This window comes from Haematobacter sp., from assembly GCF_032102465.1.
Classification (GTDB): domain Bacteria; phylum Pseudomonadota; class Alphaproteobacteria; order Rhodobacterales; family Rhodobacteraceae; genus Haematobacter.
Genome location: NZ_DAMDHB010000025.1, coordinates 1 through 16,703, shown reverse-complemented (window position 1 = coordinate 16,703; position 16,703 = coordinate 1). Strand labels below are relative to the sequence as shown.

Below are 16,703 nucleotides of genomic sequence, written 5' to 3'. Positions count from 1 at the left end.
CCCCTCCATTGTGGCTCCCTCCATCTTAAATGTTACCGCATGATCCTTGGAACATTCCGGCGACATCGTCATTAAACTACGACATATCAAAAGGAGCGACCGGCATGACGGTTTCGTGTACTGCCTGCCCGCTTCGCCGCCGCCCCGCCTTTCTTCCCATGACCTCCGAAGAGCTGCGTTTCATGGAGCGTTTCAAGCGAGGTGAGATGATTGTCTCGCCTGGCACTCCCCTTTTCAGCGAAGGGGAACAAAGTCGAAACATGTATACAGTTCTTTCTGGAATGGGGTTAAAATACAAGAGTTTGGAGGACGGTCGCCGTCAAGTGGTGAACTTTGTCTTTCCCGGAGATTTCGTTGGTCTGCAAAACGCGATCAGCGCCGGAATGCAGTTCGGAATAGAGGCCACCACCCCCATGACCCTCTGTGTCTTTGACCGGTCACGATTGGGAGAACTGTTCACGACCCAGCCCACGCGCGCTTATTCGCTGACATGGATAAGCGCGGCAGAGGAGTATTTTCTGGGTGACGCATTGGCAACAATCGGCCAGCGGGACGCGCGGGAGCGGCTGGCCTGGGCCATGGCGCGCATCTTCGGACGGCTGACCGCGCTTGGTCTCGCGGAGGGGCAGACCGTGCCCTTTCCCTACCGGCAGCAGGATCTCGCGGATGCGGTCGGGCTGTCGCTCGTCCATACCAACAAGATGCTGGCGCGCCTGCGGCTCGACGGGCTGGCGGACTGGGCGGGCGGACGGCTCACCGTGCCGGATGTCCAGCGGCTGGGGGCGGCGGCGATGATGGATGAACTCATCCCGCCGCCGCGCCCGATCTTCTGACCGCCCTCAAGCGGCGCGGAGACGCTGCTCCACCAGTTCCGCCCAGAACGACGCGCCCGCCGGGATCGCCTCATCGTTGAAGTTGTAGGCGGGGTGATGGACATCCGCGCTGTCGCCGTTGCCGATCTGGATATAGGCGCCCGGCACGACCTCCAGCACGTAGGAGAAATCCTCGCCCCCCATCAGCGGCTCGGCGTTGGTATCCACGTCACCCGCCACGGTGCGGGCCGCTTCGGCGGCATAGCCGGTCTCTGTCTCCCAGTTGACGGTCGCGGGGTAACCGGGACGCCAATCTATCTCGACGCTGCCGCCGAAGGCCCCGGCGATCTGCGGCACCAGCGCTTTCAGCCGCTCCTCACCCAGCGTGCGCAGTTCTTTCTCGAAGGTGCGGACGGTGCCGCGCAGGGTCACGCGCTCGGGGATGACGTTGAAGGCTTCCGTCTCGGTGCGGAAACTGGTGACGGAGACGACGATCGACTTGACAGGATCGGCATTGCGCGAGGCGATGGATTGCAGCGCGATGACGATATGGCTCGCGATCAGCGTGGTGTCGATCGCGGCATGGGGCTTCGCGGCATGGCCGCCCTTGCCGGTCACGGTGATCTCGAACTCATCCGTCGCGGCATAGAAAGGACCGGGGCGGATGGAGAACTTGCCCACCTCCAGCCCCGGCGAATTGTGCATGCCATAGGCTTCGGTGATGCCGAAACGCTCGATCATGCCGTCATCCACCATGGCCTTGCCGCCCGCGCCGCCTTCTTCCGCGGGCTGGAAGATCAGCGCGACCGTGCCGTCGAAGTTCCGCGTCTCCGCCAGATACTTCGCCGCGCCAAGCAGCATGGCCGTGTGCCCGTCATGGCCGCAGGCGTGCATCTTGCCGGGCGTGCGGGAGGCATAGGGAAGCCCCGTGGCCTCATAGATCGGCAGCGCATCCATATCGGCGCGCAAGCCGATCACCCGGTTCGATCCGCTCCGCCCCCGGATGATGCCGATGACGCCGGTGCGGCCGATCCCCTCCACCACCTCGTCGCAGCCGAACTCCCGCAGCTTTTCCGCCACGATGCCTGCCGTGCGGTGGACATCATACATCAACTCGGGGTTTTCGTGGAAATCGCGGCGCCACGCGGCGATCTCCTCCTGCAACTCCGCCAGACGGTTCTTGATCGGCATGTCTTGTCTCCTGTCAGACGCCGGGGCCGAGTTCGAGTTTCGACCCATCGGAAAATCGGGACCAGCGAAAGCGGGTCATGTCGTGGCCTGCCGGGCGGCCCGTCACCATGTCGGCGACGATCCGGCCCATCGCGGGACCGATGCCGAAGCCATGGCCGCTCATCCCGGTCGCCAGGGTCAGCCCCGGCAGGGCGGGTATGTGGTCCACGACGGGCACGGCATCCGGCATGGCGTCGATCATCCCCGCCCAGGCGCGGGCGATCCGCACGGTGCCGAGCTGCGGGAAGGCTTGCTGGAACCGCGACCGGAACTGCTCGACGATCCGCTGGTTCGGCTGCGGGTCCAGCACACGCATCCGCTCGAAGGGCGTGACCTCATCGGGCCTCCAGCGGCGCGGAGTGTTCCATGCGTCGGGATAGCCGTCCGGGGCCTTCCAGACGAAATGGTTGGAGGCGAAGTCGTCGAACAGCGCGGGCAGATATTTGCGGAAGTGGCGGAATGCATCCGGCCCGATCAGCACCTCATGGAAGCCGCGCGGGGCGAGCGTGTAGCCGCCGTCCTCCCGCCGCCGGAAGGCGTGGTCGGTGGCATAGACATTCCCGCCGAACACCTCCGGCAACGGCTCCGTCGCGGCGACGGTGGAGCGGACGGAAAGCTGCGGGATCATGACGCCATGGTTGCGCAGGAAGAGCGAAGACCACGCCCCCCCGGCGAGCACCACCCGGTCGCAGGCGACGCGCCCCTGCTCCGTCACCACCCCTGAGATCCGGCCCGCCGCGATGTCGAGCGCGCGGACAGCGCAGTTCTCCACCACGGCGACGCCCCTGCGCTGCACGGCACGCGTCAGCGCGGGCACCGCGACCCACGGCTCCGCGCGCCCGTCGGATGCCGTCCAGAGCCCGCCGACCGCCGCCTGTCCGGCCATCGGCACCATGGCAGAGACTTCCGCAGGGGTCAGCAGCCGCGTGTCGAGCTGATGCGGCACGGCATTCCGTTCGCGCCAGTCTTCGTAATAGGCCAGTTTCTGCGCGTCCCCGGCGATGTAGAACACTCCCTCCCGCCGGAAGCCGAGGTCTTCGCCCGCCGCCTCCGCCAGCCCGCCCCAGATGCGGCTCGCCTCCATCATGATCGGAAGCTCGGCATGGTCGCGCCCCTGCTGGCGCACCCAGCCCCAGTTGCGGGAGGATTGTTCCCCCGCGATCCGGCCCTTCTCGCAAAGCACTACCTTCTCGCCCCGCTCCGCCAGATACCAGGCCGTCATCACCCCGATGACGCCACCCCCGATCACCACAACATCCGCCTGCGCGGGAAGGGGGTCGGTGAACTGCACGGGAGTTGCCGCGGTGATACCCGCCCGAACTGTGAATGCCATGCTGTCCCTCAGGCCGCCAGTTGTCCGACAAGGCGCTGCATGAACGCCCAGCCCGCGTCAAGCTGCGCGACCGTGATATACTCGTCGGGCTGATGCGCCTGCGCGATGTCGCCGGGGCCGCAGACGATGGTGGAATAGCCCTTGTGCTGGAAATGTCCGGCCTCCGTGCCATAGCTGACGACCCCTGCCGCGTTCTCTCCGGTCAGGGCGCGGGTGATCTCCTCCGCCCGGCCACCGGCTTCGGGTTTCAGGAGCGGCACGAAGAAACGCTCGGTCACGGTGATGCCAGCGGCCGGGTTGATGGCCTTCATCCCCGCCTCCACCTCCGCCACGCGTTCGGCCAGACGCCGGCGATAGTCCGCATTCTCCTCCCCCGGGATGACGCGGAAGGCCATGTCGAGCCAGCAGTCCTCCGCCGTGATGTTCCCAGCCGTGCCGCCCCGGATGGTCCCGACATGGATCGTCGTCCACGGGGGGTCGAACATGTTCGCAAGGTCGGTTCGCGGTTTCGCCCGGTTTTCCGCATTCACCTCGTTGGCCCACATGATGAGCCGCGCCGCCTCATGAATCGCGCTGACGCCCTTGTGGAGCATGGAGGAATGCACCGGCACGCCGCGCACATGGATGGCGAGCCCGGACCCGCCCTTGTGGCCGGAGATCGGCTTCATCATCGACGGCTCCCCCACGATAACGGCAGAGGCCCGCGGCAGCCGTTCCGCCATCTCCGCCACCATGGAGGGGGCACCGACGCAGCCCACTTCCTCGTCATAGGACAGCGCGATCTGCAGCGGGCGCCTTACGCCCGCCGAAAGCGCCAGCGGCACCGCCGCCAGCGCCAGCGCATCGAACCCCTTCATGTCGCAGGCCCCGCGCCCGTAAAGCCGCCCGCCCCGCTCCGTCAGCACCCAGGGGTCGCTTGTCCAGCTCTGCCCATCCACCGGAACCACGTCGGTATGGCCCGACAGCACCACGCCGCCTTCGACATCCGGGCCGATATGGGCGTAGAGGTTGGCCTTGGTGCCCTCGGCGTTATAGACGCGATGCGCGCTCACGCCATGCCCGGCCAGGTAATCCTCCACCCAGTCGATGAGGGGAAGGTTGGAATCGCGGCTGACGGACTGGAAGGAAACCAGCTTCTCCAGGATCTGCCGCGGGGTAAGGGTGGTCATGGTCTTCTCCGGCCCGGCCGTCCCCGCCGGGCGCTCATTCAGGATTGCAGGACGAAGTGGCCCGGACCGACCTCATCGTAGAGCGAGGGAGCGGGCTCGTGGCCGACCGGGAAGATCGGCGAGGGGATGGGCTTGAAGCTCAGATCCTCGCGGATCTTCTTGCGCGACGGATCGGCCACCGGAACGGCGGAGAGCAGGGAGCGGGTGTAGGCATGGCGCGGATCCTCAAAGATCGCCTGCCGCGGCCCGATCTCCACGATCCGCCCCAGATACATCACACCGACATGGTGGGAGACCCGCTCCACCACCGCCATATCATGGCTGATGAACAGGAAGGACAGTCCCAGCTCCGCCTGCAGTTCCATCATCAGGTTCAGCACCTGCGCCTGCACGCTCACATCGAGGGCCGACACCGCCTCATCGGCGACGATCAGCTGTGGGTTCAGGGCCAGCGCCCGCGCGATCGCCACCCGCTGCCGCTGGCCGCCCGACAGTTCGTGCGGATAGCGCCGCAGGAAGGAGCGCGGCAGTTCCACCCGGTCGAACAGGCCCGCCACCCGCTCCTCCAGCTCTGCGCCGCTCATCAGCCCGTAGTTGACGATCGGCTCCGCCACCTGATCCGAAAGGCGGCGCTGCGGGTTCAACGAGGCGAAGGGATCCTGAAAGATCATCTGCATCTCGCGCCGCATATCCCGCAGCTGGGATTCGGAAAGCAGGCGCACGTCCTTGCCGTCCATCCAGATGCGCCCCTCGTCCGGCTCCACCAGCCGCAGGATCGACCGGCCCGTGGTGGACTTGCCGCAGCCGGATTCGCCGACCAGCGACAGGGTTTCGCCCACGTTGAGGCGAAAGCTCACATCCTCCACCGCGTGGACATTGGCGACCGTCCGGCGCATCAGCCCGCCCTTCACCGGGAAGCGCGTCGTCAGATGCTGGACGTCCAGCAGCACCTTCGGCTCCCGTGCGGGGATGAGCGCGTCTGCAACCTTGGCGGGTTCGGCACCCATGATGCGCATGGGTTCGGGCGCGGACTTGCCACGCATCTCCCCGAGCTTCGGGACGGCTGCGAGCAGCGCCTTGGTGTAGTCCTTCTGCGGGTTGGAGAAGATCTCCTCGACCGTCCCCTCCTCCACCATGTTGCCGCGGAACATCACCACCACCCGGTCGGCCATCTGCGCCACCACCGCCATGTCATGCGTGATGAACAGCACAGCCGTGCCATGCTCCCGCTTCAGCCGGTCGATGAGGGCGAGGATCTCCGCCTGGATCGTCACGTCGAGCGCGGTCGTCGGTTCGTCGGCGATCAGCAGGCGCGGCTCGCAGGCCATGGCCATCGCGATCACCACGCGCTGCCGCATGCCCCCCGACAGCTCATGCGGATACTGCTTCAGCCGCCGCTCCGGCTCCGGGATGCGCACCTGCCGCATGAGGTCGAGCGCCCGCTCCCGCGCTGCCTCCTTCGACAGGCCCTTGTGAACGCAAAGCCCCTCCACCAACTGCCGCTCCACCGTGAACACCGGGTTGAGCGAGGTCATCGGCTCCTGAAAGATCATACCGATCTCGTTGCCGCGGATCGTGCGCATGAGCGAGGGATCCGCCTGCGACAGATCGACCGTCTCCCCCGACTCGCGGGTGAACATGAGCTTGCCGCCCGCGATCGTGCCGCCGCCGTATTGCACGAGCCGCATGAGCGATAGCGAGGTGACAGACTTCCCGGAACCCGATTCGCCGACGACGCAGACCGTCTCTCCGGGGCGGATGGCAAAGCTGACATCCTCCACTCCGACCACGACCCCATCATTGGTATCGAACTCCACCCGGAGCTTTTCCACCGAGACAAGCGGCTTCGCGGCGGCGGGATCGTCGAGCATATGCGTCTCCTTCAGAGGATGGGTCACGCTAGGGAGCAGCCCGCGAAAAAGTCAAACGCCGCCTCCTGCACCGCATACATGCTCCGGTCGATGGTCTATATTTTGAGCTTATCGCTCATCGCTTGGGCAAAAACCACTGTTTGCGCCGATGAATGGCCTGATCGCGACACAGAGATGATTTGACTTCGCCACACGCCGCGCTTGCAATCGCATCTTCCCGTGACAGAGTGTGGAGGCGAAACGGTCATCGGAAAGCGCCGAGCGGTCAAGGACAAGCAGCCAGAAATGTCGTCCGCCCACAGCCCTCTCAGTCCGTCGATCGGGGAAGGAACCCCGGCAGACCGCGCAGTTTCAATTCCAGCAAGGAGACTTCCATGAGACGAACCACGGCCCTGAGGGGAGCGGCGGCGCTGATCGCGCTTCTGCCTGCCGCCGCCATGGCGGAACGCGGCGCGGACGGCCATCTGAACATCATCTATTATCAGGCCCCCTCCATCCTGAACCCCTATCTGTCGGGGGGCACGAAGGACATCGAAAGCTCCTCCCTCATCATCGAGCCGCTCGCGCGCTACAACGAAAAGGGTGAGCGCGTCCCCTATCTGGTGGACGAGATCCCGACGCTGGAGAATGGCGGCGTGTCGCAGGACATGACCTCCATCACCTGGAAGCTGAAGCCGGGGCTGAAATGGTCCGACGGCTCGCCGCTGACCTCGGCAGACATCGTGTTCACCGCGGAATACTGCATGCATCCCGAGGGCGGTTGCGCGCAGCTTTCCAAGTTCGAGGGCGTCAAGACGGTCGAGGCCGTGGACGAGCTGACGGTCAAGGTGACCTTCGAAGGACCGAAGCCGAACCCCTACCTGCCCTTCGTCGGCGGCCAGTCCCCGATCATCCAGAAGGCGCAGTTCGCCGAATGCCTCGGCACCAAGGCGCCCACCTGCACCAGCGCAAACTTCGGCCCCATCGGCACCGGGCCCTACGTGGCGACCGAATTCCGCCCCAACGACGTGATCTCGCTGAAAGCGAACCCGAACTACCGCGACCCGGCGAAGCCCGCCTTTGCCACCGTGACGTTCAAGGGCGGCGGCGATGCGGCGGCGGCGGCGCGCTCCGTGCTGGAGACCGGCGAGTTCGACTATGCCTGGAACCTGCAGCTCCCGCCCGAGGTGCTGGAGAAGATGGTGGCCGCCGGCAAGGGAGAGCTTGTCACCGGCTTCGGCACGCTGGTGGAACGGCTTGAGCTGTACCTCACCAACCCGAGCCCCGCCCTTCCGGCAGAGACGCGTTCGACCCGCAAGGAGCCGCATCCCTTCTTCTCCGACATCCGGGTGCGCAAGGCGCTCTCCATGGCGATCGACCGCCCGCTGCTGACGGAGATCGGCTATGGGCAGGCGGGCCGGGCGACCTGCAACCTCGTCCCCGCGCCGGAAGCCTTCGCCTCCACCGCCAACGACGCCTGCCTGACGCAGGACGTGGCCGGCGCCAAGGCGCTTCTCGACGAGGCAGGCTGGGTTCCCGGGCCGGACGGCATCCGCGTGAAGGATGGCCAGAAGCTCGCCATCATCTTCCAGGCGCCGGTCAACGCGATCCGTCAGGACTTCCAGGCGCTCATCAAGCAGTGGTGGCAGGATATCGGGGTGCAGACCGAGCTGCGCACCGTCGATCCCTCCGTGTTCTTCGGCGGCGATCCCGGCAGCCCGGACACGTTCCAGAAGTTCTACGCGGACGTGGAGATGTACGCGAACAACTTCGACGGGACGGACCCGGAAGCCTATCTTGCCATGTACAAGTGCAACAACGAGCCGCGCCCGGAAACCGGCTGGCAGGGCGAGAACATCAACCGGTTCTGCGATCCGGCCTATGACGCGCTGATCGACAAGCTGGGCGAGACCGGCGTGTTCGAGGAGCGCACGAAGATCGCCAAGGAAGCGCACGACCTCTACATGCAGCAATCCGTCCTGCTGCCGCTGGTCGATCGCGGCCGGGTGTCGGGCAAATCCAAGACCTTGGGCGGCGTCGTCCTGAACACCTGGGACAGCGAGCTGTGGAACGCGGCGGACTGGTACCGGATCAAGTGATCTGATCCGTCGGGCGCCCCGCCTTTCCGGGTGGGGCGTCCCCTCCCCCGGCCATTCCGCCGCACGCTCCACGAGGCGCCATGTTCACCTATACGCTCCGCCGGCTCCTGCTGGCGATCCCGACACTGCTGTTCATCTCGCTGGTCATCTTCCTGCTTCTCGACCTCGCTCCCGGCGATCCGATGGCGCAGATGCCGCTGACCATTCCTCCCGAAGTGCGCGACAAGATGCGCGAGGCGCTTGGCCTCAACCAACCCATCTATGTCCGCTACGGGCTGTGGCTCTACCAGTTCTTCTGGGTGGAACCGCTGCATATCCTCGGCAATCTCACCGGTCACGAATTCGCCGCCGGTCAGCAACGCATCCTGTCTTGGCAGAGCCGCAGCCCGGTGGCCGATGTCATCGCGCAGCGCCTGCCGCAGACGCTCTGGGTCGTGGGCCTGTCCTATGTGGTCGGCGTGCTGCTCGCACTGCCCATCGGGATCATTTCCGCCTACCGGCAGTATTCCTGGTTCGACCAGATCGGCACTTTCGTCTCCATGATCGGTTATTCGGTGCCCACCTTCTTTACCGGGGTGCTGATGATCGTGATCTTCTCCGTCTATCTTGGTTGGTTCCCCTCCATCTACGATACGACGCTGGTGGTGAATTCCTGGGACACGTTCCTCCAGCAGGCGCGGCAGATGGCGATGCCGGTCTTCGTGCTCGCGCTCTACAACGCCAGCCAGATCAGCCGGTTCATGCGTGCCTCCATGCTCGACAATCTCAACCAGGACTACGTGCGGACGGCGCGGGCCAAGGGGCTGTCGGAAAAGACCGTGGTCCTCAGCCATGTGCTGCGCAACTCGCTGATCCCGGTCATCACGGTGATCGCGCTTGGTGTTCCGACGATCTTCGGTGGAGCGATCATCACGGAGCAGGTGTTCAAGGTGAACGGGTTGGGGCAACTCCTCATCACCGCGATCTATGCCAATGACATCCCGATGGTGCAGACCCTGACCTTCATCTTCGCGGTGCTGATCGTGCTTTTCAACCTGATCGCCGACATTCTCTACGGCATTCTGGACCCGAGGATCCGCTATGACTGATGCAACGCTGGCCAAGACCGCGGCCAAGCCGCCCCGCAGCCAGTGGGTGGACATCTGGCGGCAGTTCCGCAGCCACAAGGGTGCGCTGATTGGCGCAGCGGTGTTCCTGCTGATCGTGTTCGGCGTCGTCCTCGGCCCCTATCTGTGGCACGCGGATCCGACGACCATCGACATCCGCGCCCGCAATCAGGGCCCGAGCCTGCTGCATCCGCTGGGCACCGACCAGCTGGGCCGCGACATGCTGGCGCGGATGATGGCGGGGGGGCGGGTTTCCGTCGCGGTGGGGCTGACGGCAATGGTGCTGTCGATGCTCCTCGGCACGCTTGTGGGCGTGGTGGCGGGCTACTTCCGGCGGCTGGACGGCCCGCTCATGCGGCTGACGGACCTGTTCCTCGCCCTGCCGCTGCTGCCGCTGCTGCTGGTCATGGTGCTGCTGTTCCGGGAGCCGCTTTCGGGCTGGCTCGGGCCGGAGATGGGCACCTTCCTGCTGATCGTGACCGCCATCGGGGTCACGAGCTGGATGCACACCGCGCGCATCGTGCGGGGTGACGTTCTGGCCATCAAGGAACGGGAATTCGTGCTCGCCGCGCGCTCCATCGGGACACGGCCGAACAAGATGATCCTGCGCCACATCCTGCCCAACATCCTCTCGCCTATCATGGTTTCCGCTACCCTGGGGATCGCCACGGCGATCATCACGGAAAGCTCGCTTTCCTTTCTCGGGCTGGGTTTTCCGCCTGACTTCCCGACGTGGGGACGGCTGCTCTACGACGCGGTGGACTACCTCCAGCAATACCCCGAGCGGGTGATCTGGCCGGGGTTGGCCATCTCACTCACGGTGCTGTCGGTGAACTATATCGGCGACGGCCTGCGCGACGCGCTCGACCCCCGCATCCGCGGGCGGTGAGACTTCCGGCAGGCAGGCAAGGCGCCCCCGGGGGGCGCCTTTTCGTTTCGCGCAGATCGTTTCGCTCAGAACAGGACGCGCCAGAAAAGGCTCCGCCGCGGGGGGGCGCCTCCCCTCTGTCGGCCAGCCGTGGTGGCGCTGTCGCAATGGATGTATTCGCGCGGGGCATCGGAACAAAGGAAGAAATAGCCCGCCACCGCGGTCTTCGGAAAAGCCAGCATGATGAAATACCTCAAATGAAAAGACGCCCGGCAATCACCGGGCGCCTAATATTTTAGCAGATTATGGCCGTTTCAGCCAGTCTCAGTTGATCAGCGGCAGGAGCTGGTCCAGCGACTTCTTGGCATCGCCGTAGAACATCCGCGTGTTGTCCTTGTAGAACAGCGGGTTCTCGATCCCCGAATAGCCGGTTCCCGCGCCACGTTTCGACACGAACACCTGCTTGGCTTTCCACACCTCCAGCACCGGCATCCCCGCGATGGGGGAGTTCGGATCTTCCTGCGCAGCGGGGTTCACCACGTCGTTGGAGCCAATGACGATGACCACATCCGTGTTCGGGAAGTCGTCGTTGATCTCGTCCATCTCCAGCACGATGTCGTAGGGCACCTTCGCCTCCGCCAGCAGCACGTTCATGTGCCCCGGCAGACGGCCCGCGACCGGGTGGATGCCGAAGCGCACTTCCTTGCCCGCCGCGCGAAGCTTGCGGACCAGTTCCGACACCGACTGCTGCGCCTGCGCGACCGCCATGCCGTAGCCCGGCACAATGACGACGGAATCGGCATCGTTCAGCGCGGCGGCAACACCCTCCGCGTCGATGGCGATCTGCTCGCCGGTGATCTCCATCGCGGGGCCCGTGGTGCCACCGAAGCCGCCGAGGATCACGCTCACGAAGGAGCGGTTCATCGCCTTGCACATGATGTAGGACAGGATCGCACCGGAAGACCCGACGAGCGCGCCCACCACGATCAGCAGGTCGTTGCCCAGCGTGAAGCCGATCGCCGCCGCCGCCCAGCCGGAGTAGCTGTTCAGCATGGAGACCACGACGGGCATGTCCGCGCCACCGATCCCCATGATCAGGTGCCAGCCGATGAAGCCCGCGAGGATCGCCGTGACGATCATCGTCCAGATGCCCGCACCGTTGAAATACATCACCCCGAGGATGATGCAGACCAGCAGCGCGGCGAGGTTGAGCAGATGGCCGCCCGGCAGTTTCTTCGGTTTGCCATCCACCTTGCCGGCCAGTTTGCCGAAGGCGACGACGGAGCCGGTGAACGTCACCGCGCCGATGAAGATGCCGAGGAACACCTCCACCTTCATGATGGCGAGTTCGACGCCGGACTTGTGCGCCAGAACCGCCGCAAACCCGGAGAAGGTCTCCGGCGAGGCGCCGGAGGCGAGCAGGCGCGCGACCCGGCCCGCCTCAATTTCCGCGTTGAGCGCGATGATCACGGCGGCGAGGCCGACGAGGCTGTGCATCGCCGCGACGAGCTGCGGCATCTCCGTCATCCCGACGCGGGAGGCGAGCACCACGCCCGCCGCACCGCCGATGACGACCATCAGCAGGACGAGCCAGTCGCCATGCACACCGGGCGCCAGAAGCGTCGCGATGAAGGCCAGCGCCATGCCGGCGATGCCATACCACACCGCGCGTTTCGCGCTTTCCTGACCGGACAGGCCGCCCAGCGACAGGATGAACAGGACCGCCGCCGCGACATAGACGGCAGCAACCATTCCAAGGGACATGATTTCCGCCTCCTCAGCTCTTCTGGAACATGGCAAGCATCCGGCGCGTGACCAGGAAGCCGCCGACGATGTTGACGGAAGTCATAAGCACGGCAAGCGCCGCAAGGATCGTGACGAGCCAGGAGCCGGAACCGATCTGCAGGATCGCCCCCACGATGACGATGGAGGAGATCGCGTTCGTCACGGCCATCAGCGGCGTGTGCAGCGAATGGCTGACGTTCCAGATCACCTGGAAGCCGACGAAGCAGGCCAGCGCGAACACCACCATATGCTGCATGAAGCTCACCGGCGCAAAGCTGCCGAGCACCAGCAGGATGAGCGTGCCGACCACGAGCAGACCCACCTGGTTGAGTGTCGCCTTGCGGAAGGCGGCGGTTTCGGCCGCGCGCTTCTCTTCCGGCGTCAGTTCCTTTTCCTTGGGCTTCGGCTTCGCCGCGGCGATGGCCTGCACCTTGGGCGGCGGCGGCGGGAAGGTGATCGCATTGTCCTTCACCACGGTCGCGCCGCGGATCACGTCATCCTCCATGTTCTGAACGACCTGCCCGTCCTTGGCGGGGGTCAGGTCGGTCATCATGTGGCGGATGTTGGTCGAATAGAGCGCGGAGGACTGCGTGGCCATCCGGCTGGGGAAGTCGGTGTAGCCAACGATGGTCACGTCATTGTCGGTGACGATCTTCTGATCCGGCACCGTCAGCTCACAGTTCCCGCCCCGTTCGGCAGCGAGATCGATGATGACGGAGCCGGGCTTCATCGCCTCGACCATGTCCTTCGTCCAGAGCACCGGCGCGTCCCGGCCCGGGATCAGCGCAGTGGTGATGACGATGTCCATCTCCGGCGCCAGCTCACGGAACTTGGCAAGCTGCTTTTCCCGGAACTCGGGGCTGGAGGGCGCGGCGTAGCCCCCCGTGGCAGCACCGTCCTGGCTTTCCTCGAAGTCGAGGAACACGAAGTTGGCGCCCATGGATTCGATCTGCTCGGCCACTTCCGGCCGCACGTCGAAGGCATAGACAATGGCGCCAAGAGAGGTGGCCGCGCCGATGGCGGCAAGACCTGCCACGCCCGCGCCCACGATCAGCACCTTTGCGGGGGGTACCTTGCCCGCCGCCGTCACCTGCCCGGTAAAGAAGCGGCCGAAGTTGTTCGCCGCCTCGATCACCGCCCGGTAACCGGCGATGTTGGCCATGGAGGAGAGCGCGTCCATCTTCTGCGCGCGGGAAATCCGCGGCACCATGTCCATCGCGATGACGCTGGTGCCCCGGTCCTTCAGACGCTCCATCAGGTCCTTGTTCTGGGCCGGATAGAGGAAGGAAATCAGAAGCTGGCCGGAATGTGTGAGATCCGCTTCCGCCTCCGTCGGCGGGCGCACCTTGGCGACGATGTCGGAAAGCTGGAACAGCTCCTCCTCCGTCGGCACCACGCGCACGTTCGCTGTCCTGTAGGCTTCATCCGTGAAGCCCGCCTTCAGCCCCGCTCCGCTCTGGATCAGGCAGTCGTATCCAAGCTTTTGAAGCTGAAGCGCGCTGTCGGGCGTCATCGCCACGCGCGCTTCTCCCTCGAAGCTCTCCTTCGGCGCCCCTATTCTCACACTCGTGTCCCTCTCTTGGATCGTTCTTCGTTGCGAGCCGGTATGGCCAATGAAATGTGGCTTCGCAACAAACTATGCGCCTCGCCGCCTGGCAGAGGCAAAAATGGCCGAGAAAATCGCATTTGCGCAACGCCGTTCCACGAGCCTGTCATCAGGTGGAACGGTAGTCTCAAGATCGTTAGCGCTAACCCCGGACGGGGGCGCGCCATGCCGCACGAATCGTCACAGGTTTGTCGGAATTTTCCGCAGAACCGGCAGGAGTGTGGCCATTTCCGGCCCGTGATCCATACCCGTCAGCGCCTTGCGGAGCGGCATGAACAGGCCGCGCCCCTTGCGCCCCGTCGCCGCCTTCACCGCGCCGGTCCAGGTGCCCCAGGTGGTTTCGTCATGCGGGGCGGGCGGCAGAAGCGAGAGCGCGGTTGCCACGAACTCCTCGTCCTCCGGCGCTACCACGGGCTCCGCACCCTCCGATACCAGTTTCCACCAGCCGTCGAGATCGGCAAGCACGGTGATGTTGTCCTTAACCGCGTTCCAGAACGGCGCCGCCATCTCCTCCGGCACGCCAAGCGCCGTGAGCCGCTCCTTCACCGCGGAAAGCGGCAGGGACTGCACATATTTCTGCGTGAGCGGGAACAGATCGTCCGGGTCGAACTTGGTCGGGGCCGCGCCGAACTGGTCGAGCGAGAAGTTCTCCGCGATCTCGTCGAGGGAATGGAACAGTTCCACCGGCTGAGAGGAGCCAAGCCGCGCCATCAGCGACAGCAGCGCCATCGGCTCCACCCCCTGCGCCCGCAGATCACGGAGGGAGAGCGTGCCGAGCCGCTTGGACAGCCCCTCGCCCTGCGCACCCGTCAGCAGGCTGTGGTGCGCGAAGTCGGGCGGCGTTGCGCCCAGCGCCTCGATGATCTGGATCTGCGTCGCGGTATTCGTCACGTGGTCGGAGCCGCGCACGATATAGGTCACGCCCATATCGACGTCATCGACCACCGAGGCGAAGGTATAGAGCACCTGCCCATCCGCCCGGATCAGCACCGGATCGGACACGGAGGCCGCGTCGATGGAGATCTGGCCGAGGATGCCGTCTTGCCACTCCGTCCGCTCCTGATCCAGCAGGAAGCGCCAGTATCCGGGCTGCTCCAGCCGCTTGGCGTCCTTCTCCGCTTCCGTCAGCTTCAGCGCCGCGCGGTCATAGACCGGAGGCTTGCCCATGTTGAGCTGCTTCTTGCGCTTGAGGTCCAGCTCCACCGGGGTTTCGAACACCTCGTAGAGCCGCCCCTCCTGCCGAAGCTCCGCAGCGCAGGTCTCATACCGGTCCAGCCGGTCGGACTGCCGCTCCAGCCGGTCCCACGTCAGCCCCAGCCATTCGAGATCCTCCATGATCCCGTCGGCATATTCCTGCTTGGACCGCTCCCGGTCGGTATCGTCGAGACGCAGGATGAAGGTTCCCCCCGCCTTCCGCGCGATCAGGTAGTTGAAGAGCGCGGTGCGAAGGTTGCCGACATGGAGATAGCCGGTCGGCGAGGGCGCGAAGCGGGTCGTGGTCATGGTCGGACTCCTGTTGAGGCTGCTCTTTCACAGACGGTCGCTTTTGTCCATAACAGCGACAGGAGACATGCCATGACCGAAGAAGAACTCGACGAGAATCTGCTCTGGGCGGGCACCACCCCCCCGTCGCTTGAGGATATGGAGGCGCTGGCGCGGGAAGCCATCGCCGCGCTGCCGGGCCAGTTCCGGGCGGAGGCGCTGAAGGTCGCGCTCCGCGTCGAGGATTTCGCGCCGGAGGATCTGCTGGCGGAGATGGAGATGGAGGATCCGTTCGAGCTGACCGGCCTCTACGAAGGCATCCCGCTGCCGGAGAAATCCGTGATGGATCAGCCGATGCGGCCCGATACGATCTGGCTGTTCCGCAGGCCCATCCTGGACGAATGGGTGGCGCGGGGGGATGTCGCACTCGGAGATCTGGTCGGTCATGTGGTGGTCCATGAACTGGCCCACCATTTCGGCTGGTCGGACGAAGATATCGCCGCCATCGACCGCTGGTGGGAATAACGTCTCTGCCATGGTCGGGTGCTGCTCCTGCGGAGACATCCCGCAGGAGAGCCGGACTGGTCCGGGTCTGCCTAAGCGGGCCTGCCTGACCGGACCTGCTGACCGGGCTGGCGGTCGGGAGGCCCAACACCGCCTCGCCCAGCGAAACGGCGGTGCTGCGCAGGCCGACTGGGCATGATGGGCACCTCGGCTGTCAGCCAGGGAAACGGCCGTGCTGCGCGGGCTCGACCATTCCGCTTCCTCGCCGGCGCGGCGGGCCATATTGTTTGCGGGCCGTATCGTCAGCGGAGGGCAGCGGAGGACGAGGTGTGTCGGGTCTCTTGGGGAAGCCAAACACCGTATTCGCAAAGCTCGGCGGGACAGCCGGGAGTGATCTCTGCCTTGTCATGGGCTATCCCTTGCTGCTCTCCGGTAAACCGGGGGGGCGGTTCAGAGCGACCTTTCGGACCTGCCGGACCGTAGCGGCCGGAGGGCTGCCCACCGAGCCGGACCCCATCTTCCCCGATGGAGCCACGCACCCTCCGGTTCGCGATCAGAGGCTGTTTTCACAAAACGCATAACAGCCGCACGCACGCAAAGACCGGTGCCTCCCCGCGCCGGATCGGCCGGGAGCGTGCCGAAACTCCGCTCCAGCGACGTGCAGAGGAGTTTCTTCCCGTTTGTAACCGCTGACCTTACTTGCGTACTGATGTCCTGAAAGTGGCATCCACATCACCGCGGTAGATGAGGAAACAGCCTTGGCCCGGTCCTCAACTCGCAGCCGGAGCCTGATACCGCAGGGGCGGCAGCGGGCAGCGGGCAGCGGGCAGCGGGCAGCGGGCAGCGGGCAGCGGGCAGC

At 65.3% G+C, this 16,703-nt stretch carries 12 protein-coding genes; 5 read left to right on the top strand and 7 right to left on the bottom strand.

What is annotated here, in order from left to right:
- Positions 1 to 29: 29 nt before the first annotated feature.
- Positions 30 to 833, top strand: a complete 804-nt coding sequence (locus RT513_RS14470) for a Crp/Fnr family transcriptional regulator (RefSeq protein WP_313534123.1) — start codon at positions 30 to 32, stop codon at positions 831 to 833.
- A 6-nt stretch (positions 834 to 839) separates the two neighbouring features.
- On the opposite strand, the gene RT513_RS14465 is transcribed toward RT513_RS14470, so the two are convergent.
- The 4 genes from RT513_RS14465 to RT513_RS14450 are packed head-to-tail and all read right to left on the bottom strand — an operon-like array spanning position 840 to position 6,415.
- Entirely contained in the window at positions 840 to 2,003 is a 1,164-nt protein-coding gene (locus RT513_RS14465; RefSeq protein ID WP_290688718.1) for a M20 aminoacylase family protein, read from the bottom strand.
- Between the two features lie 13 nt (positions 2,004 to 2,016).
- Complete coding sequence (locus RT513_RS14460) at positions 2,017 to 3,375, bottom strand: NAD(P)/FAD-dependent oxidoreductase (protein WP_290688716.1); 1,359 nt, start codon at positions 3,373 to 3,375, stop codon at positions 2,017 to 2,019.
- Positions 3,376 to 3,383: 8 nt separating this feature from the next.
- Entirely contained in the window at positions 3,384 to 4,544 is a 1,161-nt protein-coding gene (gene argE / locus RT513_RS14455; protein ID WP_290688714.1) for an acetylornithine deacetylase, read from the bottom strand.
- Positions 4,545 to 4,582: 38 nt separating this feature from the next.
- Positions 4,583 to 6,415 carry an ABC transporter ATP-binding protein gene (locus RT513_RS14450; protein ID WP_290688712.1) on the bottom strand — a complete coding sequence of 611 codons (1,833 nt, stop codon included), beginning with the start codon at positions 6,413 to 6,415 and terminating at the stop codon, positions 4,583 to 4,585.
- 374 nt (positions 6,416 to 6,789) lie between these two features.
- Here RT513_RS14450 and RT513_RS14445 point away from each other — a divergent pair, with 374 nt between their 5' ends.
- From RT513_RS14445 to RT513_RS14435, 3 genes are all read left to right on the top strand, one after another.
- On the top strand, positions 6,790 to 8,493 hold the full coding sequence (locus tag RT513_RS14445) for a peptide ABC transporter substrate-binding protein (RefSeq protein ID WP_290688710.1): 1,704 nt from the start codon (positions 6,790 to 6,792) through the stop codon (positions 8,491 to 8,493).
- Positions 8,494 to 8,573: 80 nt separating this feature from the next.
- The gene (locus RT513_RS14440; RefSeq protein WP_088216450.1) at positions 8,574 to 9,581 is read left to right on the top strand and encodes an ABC transporter permease; all 1,008 of its coding nucleotides are present in this window, start codon (positions 8,574 to 8,576) and stop codon (positions 9,579 to 9,581) included.
- A complete protein-coding gene (locus RT513_RS14435; protein WP_290688707.1) occupies positions 9,574 to 10,488 on the top strand; it encodes an ABC transporter permease in 915 nt (304 codons plus the stop codon). Before RT513_RS14440 ends, RT513_RS14435 begins: the two co-directional genes overlap by 8 nt.
- 303 nt (positions 10,489 to 10,791) lie before the next feature.
- Here RT513_RS14435 and RT513_RS14430 read toward each other — a convergent pair whose 3' ends face one another.
- The 3 genes from RT513_RS14430 to gltX form a co-directional block, all read right to left on the bottom strand.
- Positions 10,792 to 12,231 carry an NAD(P)(+) transhydrogenase (Re/Si-specific) subunit beta gene (locus RT513_RS14430; protein WP_290688705.1) on the bottom strand — a complete coding sequence of 480 codons (1,440 nt, stop codon included), beginning with the start codon at positions 12,229 to 12,231 and terminating at the stop codon, positions 10,792 to 10,794.
- A 13-nt stretch (positions 12,232 to 12,244) separates the two neighbouring features.
- Positions 12,245 to 13,816, bottom strand: coding sequence for a Re/Si-specific NAD(P)(+) transhydrogenase subunit alpha (locus RT513_RS14425; protein ID WP_290688703.1), 1,572 nt, complete (start codon positions 13,814 to 13,816; stop codon positions 12,245 to 12,247).
- A 222-nt stretch (positions 13,817 to 14,038) separates the two neighbouring features.
- Positions 14,039 to 15,361: a glutamate--tRNA ligase gene (gltX, locus tag RT513_RS14420; RefSeq protein ID WP_290688701.1), complete on the bottom strand. Its 1,323-nt coding sequence runs from the start codon at positions 15,359 to 15,361 to the stop codon at positions 14,039 to 14,041.
- Positions 15,362 to 15,433: 72 nt separating this feature from the next.
- Between gltX and RT513_RS14415 the strand changes: the two genes are divergently transcribed.
- Complete coding sequence (locus RT513_RS14415) at positions 15,434 to 15,865, top strand: metallopeptidase family protein (protein ID WP_290688699.1); 432 nt, start codon at positions 15,434 to 15,436, stop codon at positions 15,863 to 15,865.
- Positions 15,866 to 16,703 lie beyond the last annotated feature (838 nt).